6 protein-coding genes are annotated in these 4,282 nt (G+C 33.5%); 3 read left to right on the forward strand and 3 right to left on the reverse strand.

All coding sequences use genetic code 11. The annotated features are described in order from the left end of the window. Positions 1-52: 52 nt before the first annotated feature. Genes NE054_RS07160 through ndk form a run of 3 tightly spaced genes read right to left on the reverse strand, consistent with a single transcriptional unit; the run spans position 53 to position 1,238 of the window. The gene (locus NE054_RS07160; RefSeq protein WP_297890161.1) at positions 53-304 is read right to left on the reverse strand and encodes a hypothetical protein; all 252 of its coding nucleotides are present in this window, start codon (positions 302-304) and stop codon (positions 53-55) included. Between the two features lie 3 nt (positions 305-307). Beyond that, a complete protein-coding gene (locus tag NE054_RS07165) occupies positions 308-832 on the reverse strand; it encodes a DUF4149 domain-containing protein (RefSeq protein ID WP_297890163.1) in 525 nt (174 codons plus the stop codon). Next, a complete protein-coding gene (gene ndk / locus NE054_RS07170) occupies positions 822-1,238 on the reverse strand; it encodes a nucleoside-diphosphate kinase (RefSeq protein ID WP_297890165.1) in 417 nt (138 codons plus the stop codon). The genes NE054_RS07165 and ndk overlap by 11 nt, the downstream gene beginning before the upstream one ends. Positions 1,239-1,330: 92 nt before the next feature. On the opposite strand from ndk, the gene NE054_RS07175 reads away from it, so the two are divergent. Genes NE054_RS07175 through fbp form a run of 3 tightly spaced genes read left to right on the forward strand, consistent with a single transcriptional unit; the run spans position 1,331 to position 4,229 of the window. Beyond that, on the forward strand, positions 1,331-2,749 hold the full coding sequence (locus tag NE054_RS07175; protein ID WP_297890166.1) for a class II fructose-bisphosphate aldolase: 1,419 nt from the start codon (positions 1,331-1,333) through the stop codon (positions 2,747-2,749). Then, entirely contained in the window at positions 2,750-3,256 is a 507-nt protein-coding gene (locus tag NE054_RS07180) for a 6-carboxyhexanoate--CoA ligase (RefSeq protein WP_297890168.1), read from the forward strand. Between the two features lies 1 nt (position 3,257). Continuing rightward, positions 3,258-4,229 carry a class 1 fructose-bisphosphatase gene (gene fbp, locus NE054_RS07185; protein ID WP_297890169.1) on the forward strand — a complete coding sequence of 324 codons (972 nt, stop codon included), beginning with the start codon at positions 3,258-3,260 and terminating at the stop codon, positions 4,227-4,229. The last annotated feature ends 53 nt before the right edge of the window (positions 4,230-4,282 follow it).

Here is a 4,282-nt window from a genome sequence, read left to right on the forward strand (position 1 = left end):
ACTTCTTCATTTTAGCTTTAAGTTTTGCTACTTGTCTTGGTTTGTTTTAAAATTATTTAAATTGGAAATTAGAGTTTAATTTTTTAATTATGTTATCTTCAATCAATTTTCTGATAAAAAATACAGGTATCAAAAACATAATTTGAGAGATTATTATGGATAAAATTGCCTTTACTAAAGCCTCTTGAACTCCGGATGTCTTTAACAGAAAATAAACCATTACTCCAACTAAAACAGCCCCTATAAGAGAACCTCCTAAAACTATAAAAAATATCTTGTCAAGAACTGATTTTTTCTTTTCCATAGCTTACCCCCTATATCCTTCTTGAGTATCTTTTCGGCTAATTTTAAGAAAACTTAAAAAATTATACAACAAAAATGTTTCTAACAACATAGTAGTTAAATTGATAACACTTGAAATTCCGTGAATTTTTGAAAATTTAGAATGTAGAATCTGTGCTTTTTTTTGTTGATTTTCTTTAACAAGTTCTACATACTCTTGTTGGATTGATTTTGACATTGGAAAGATTGCTCTGTCCTGTGCCATGTTTAGTATTACAACCATTCCAACAGATATTAAAAACCATTTTAAAGATTTTACTATTTCTTTATCTTTAAATGACAAAACCCCAATAATTGTGTATATAACTACTCCTAAAATCCAGTTTATCTTAAAGTAGTAAGGAAAAATAAGCTGCATGATACTTCCGGCTGTTATTTTATCAAAATTTGAAAAAATAACGGGAGCAACCACCAAAGATAGGAAAATGTTGCTCCCTATTAAAACACTTATTAGAAAAAGTATTATAAATATCACATATTTATTCAACAATTTCTAACCCACTGAAGAAAAACGGTATTTCGTATGCTGCAGATTCCGGAGAATCAGAGCCATGGACCGCATTTTCTCCAACGTTTGTTCCGTAGAGCTTTCTTAAAGTTCCTTCCGCTGCTTTTGATGGGTCCGTTGCTCCCATTATCTCTCTTACTCTTGCTATTACATTTTCTCCTTCCCAAACCATTGCTACAATAGGTCCAGATGACATAAATTCACAAAGTTCCTCGTAAAATGGTCTTTCTTTGTGAACTATATAAAACTTACCTGCCTGCTCTTTTGTTAGTTTTAGCTTTTTTAAAGCTACAAGCTTAAATCCTTCCTCTTCGAATCTTGAAATGATTTTACCCACAACATTTTTTCTAACCGCATCCGGTTTTGCTAAAACTAATGTTCTTTCCATCTGAGTCCTCCTGATATGATTTTTATCAAATTATAACACAAATAAAAGCTAAAATGTTATAATAATCTTAAAACTTTATCCGGAGGGAAAACATGGCAAACATCTTGGAAAATTTAGAGCAGGTAAAACAAATATTGGAAAATGTTGTTTCTTTTGAAAATGGTAAAGTTTGCATTTTAGATGAAAAAAAGTTAAGAGAAGAAGTTATAGATGACCTAATTTATACCGCTGTGTTTTCAAAGGATTACAACCTTAAAGAAGAAGTTAAGTACTTGATTAGAGAGATTGCAAATGAGTATGGTGCAGTTGCTTCATCAATCCATGAACTTTATATGGCGATGGGTAGAGGAGAAACAAAAGATTTCACAACTCCAGCTGTTAACATAAGAGGAATGACCTATGATGTGGCAAGAAGAATGTTTAAGGTAGCTTTAAAAAATAACATAGGAGCTATGATTTTTGAGATAGCTAAATCTGAGATAGAGTACACCTACCAAAGACCTTCTGAGTATGCTTCCTGTGTTTTGGCTGCGGCTGTAAAAGAGGGATATAAAGGTCCTGTTTTCATTCAAGGTGACCACTTCCAGTTTTCTGCTAAAAAGTACTTTGAAAATCCGGAAAAGGAGTTAAACGCCATAAAAGAGCTTACTAAAGAAGCCATGGATGCCGGATTTTTCAACATAGACATAGACCCATCTACATTGGTTGATTATTCTAAAGAGTCTTTAAAAGAGCAACAGTACCATAATTACTTAAATACAGCAAAAATGACAGACTATATAAGAGAGATTCAGCCACAAGGAATAGATGTATCGATAGGTGCAGAGATAGGGCACATAGGAGGAAAAAATTCAACAGTTGAAGAGTTTGAAGCGTTTATGGAAGGTTATCTTCAAACGATAAACAAAAAACCAGGAATATCAAAAATGTCAGTTCAAACCGGAACAGAGCATGGTGGTATTCCTCTTCCTGATGGAACGGTGGCAAAGGTAAAACTTGATTTTGATGTTTTGAAAAACATTGGAGAAGTAGCAAGAAAAAAATATGGACTTGGTGGGACAGTTCAACATGGAGCTTCCACATTACCGGAAGAACTATTTGATAAATTTCCTCAAAACAACTGCTGTGAAATTCACCTTGCAACCGGCTTTCAAAACATAATGTTTGACTTGGCTCCTGAAAGATTCAAAGAGGAAGTTTATAAATTCATAGAAGAAAACTTTAAAGATGAGTGGAAAGAAGGAATGACAAGAGAGCAGTTTTTATACAAATCCAGAAAAAGAGGAATGGGTCCCTTTAAATACCAGTGGTGGACTTTAGAAAATAAAGAAGAGATATTAGATGCAATAGAAAAGAAGTTTGAATTTTTATTTGAAAAGCTGAACGTTTTTGGAACAAAAGAGTATACTGATAAATACATAAAACTTATAAAAACATCTTATGTAAAAGGTTCTACAAAAGACGTTCAACAAAAAGCTCAAGATATAAAATTAGAAGCCGGAGCGGACTAATTGTTAGACAAACAGATAAAAGCTATAAAAGAAATATACAAAGAGTTTGACAAAGCCAAAGTAAAACATAAACCAATCATCGTAGGTAAATTTGCCTTAACAGTTTATACGCAGGGTCTTTACCCTGCCAACATAATATCTTTGCTTTATCCGGATTTACCTCTTTTAGAAAACGTTTTATCAAACCTTGGATATCAAAAATTTGGAGATTTATGGCTCAAAGACGATATAAATGTAGAAGTAAGCAAGGATTTTTACCTTTTAACAGGAACATTAAACCAAATAGAGGTTGATAAAGAAGAGATTTTTAATGTTCTATCCTTAGAGGACCTTATTTTGGATATGATGAAACATTGTGTGGAAGGTGATGATTTGGTTTGTGAACTTGTAAAGATGATTGTTAAATCATACTACAAAGCAATAGACTTTCATTACCTTTACCAGAGAATAACGGATAGAAGATTCATACCAAGAATAAAGGAGTTTAAAAAGGAAGCGGAGGCTTAAAATGGCAAAAATAGGTACAGACTTAAACAGCTTTATATTGGAAGAGGAAAGAAAGTATCCAAATGCGACAGGTTCACTGTCAAGAGCTTTGGTAGCCATCGAGTCAGCAACAAAGGTTATAGCGTCTCACGTTAGAATGGCAGGACTTGCAGATGTTTTGGGAAAAGCTGGAAAAACGAATATACAAGGTGAAGAAGTCCAAAAGTTAGATGAGCTTGCAAATAACATAATGATTCAGTATCTATCTCAATCTGGAGAGTTTTTTGCCTTAGCATCTGAAGAGTTAGATGAGCCTATCTATCCGGAAGAAGGGAAAAACGGAAAGTATATAATTGCTTTTGACCCTTTAGATGGCTCTTCAAATATAGATGTTAACATCAGCATAGGAACAATTTTCTCAATCCATAAAAGAGTAAACTCAGATGTATCAGACTTTTTACAAGAAGGTTGTAAACAAGTTGCAGCTGGATACATCATTTACGGTTCTTCTACAATGTTTGTTTTATCAACAGGAAATGGTGTCAACGGTTTTACACTTGACCCAGCTGTAGGGATGTACTTACTTTCTCATCCAAATATAAAAATACCTGAGAAAGGTAAGATATACTCAATAAATGAATCAAACGATAAAAAATGGATAGATAAAGGTTTAAAAGAATACATAGAATCTTTGAAGGAAGAAGGTTATACTTCAAGGTACATAGGCTCTATGGTTGCAGACGTTCATAGAACTTTAATAAAGGGTGGAATGTTTGCTTATCCGGCAGACTCCAAAAACAAAAACGGCAAACTAAGACTTCTGTACGAAGGCTCTCCGATGGCGTTTTTAATCACACAAGCAGGAGGAATAGCTACAACCGGAAAGGAAGATATTTTAGATATAAAACCTACCGATATTCATCAAAGGGTACCTGTGTTTTTAGGCGGAAAGTACGAAATGGAGAAATTAAAAGAGTTTTTAAATAATGGATAAGTATTTAGTTTTAGCTTTGGGTGGGGCTTTAGGAACAATCAGTAGGTATCTGG

The organism is Sulfurihydrogenibium sp. (genome assembly GCF_027448985.1).
Classification (GTDB): Bacteria; Aquificota; Aquificia; order Aquificales; family Hydrogenothermaceae; genus Sulfurihydrogenibium.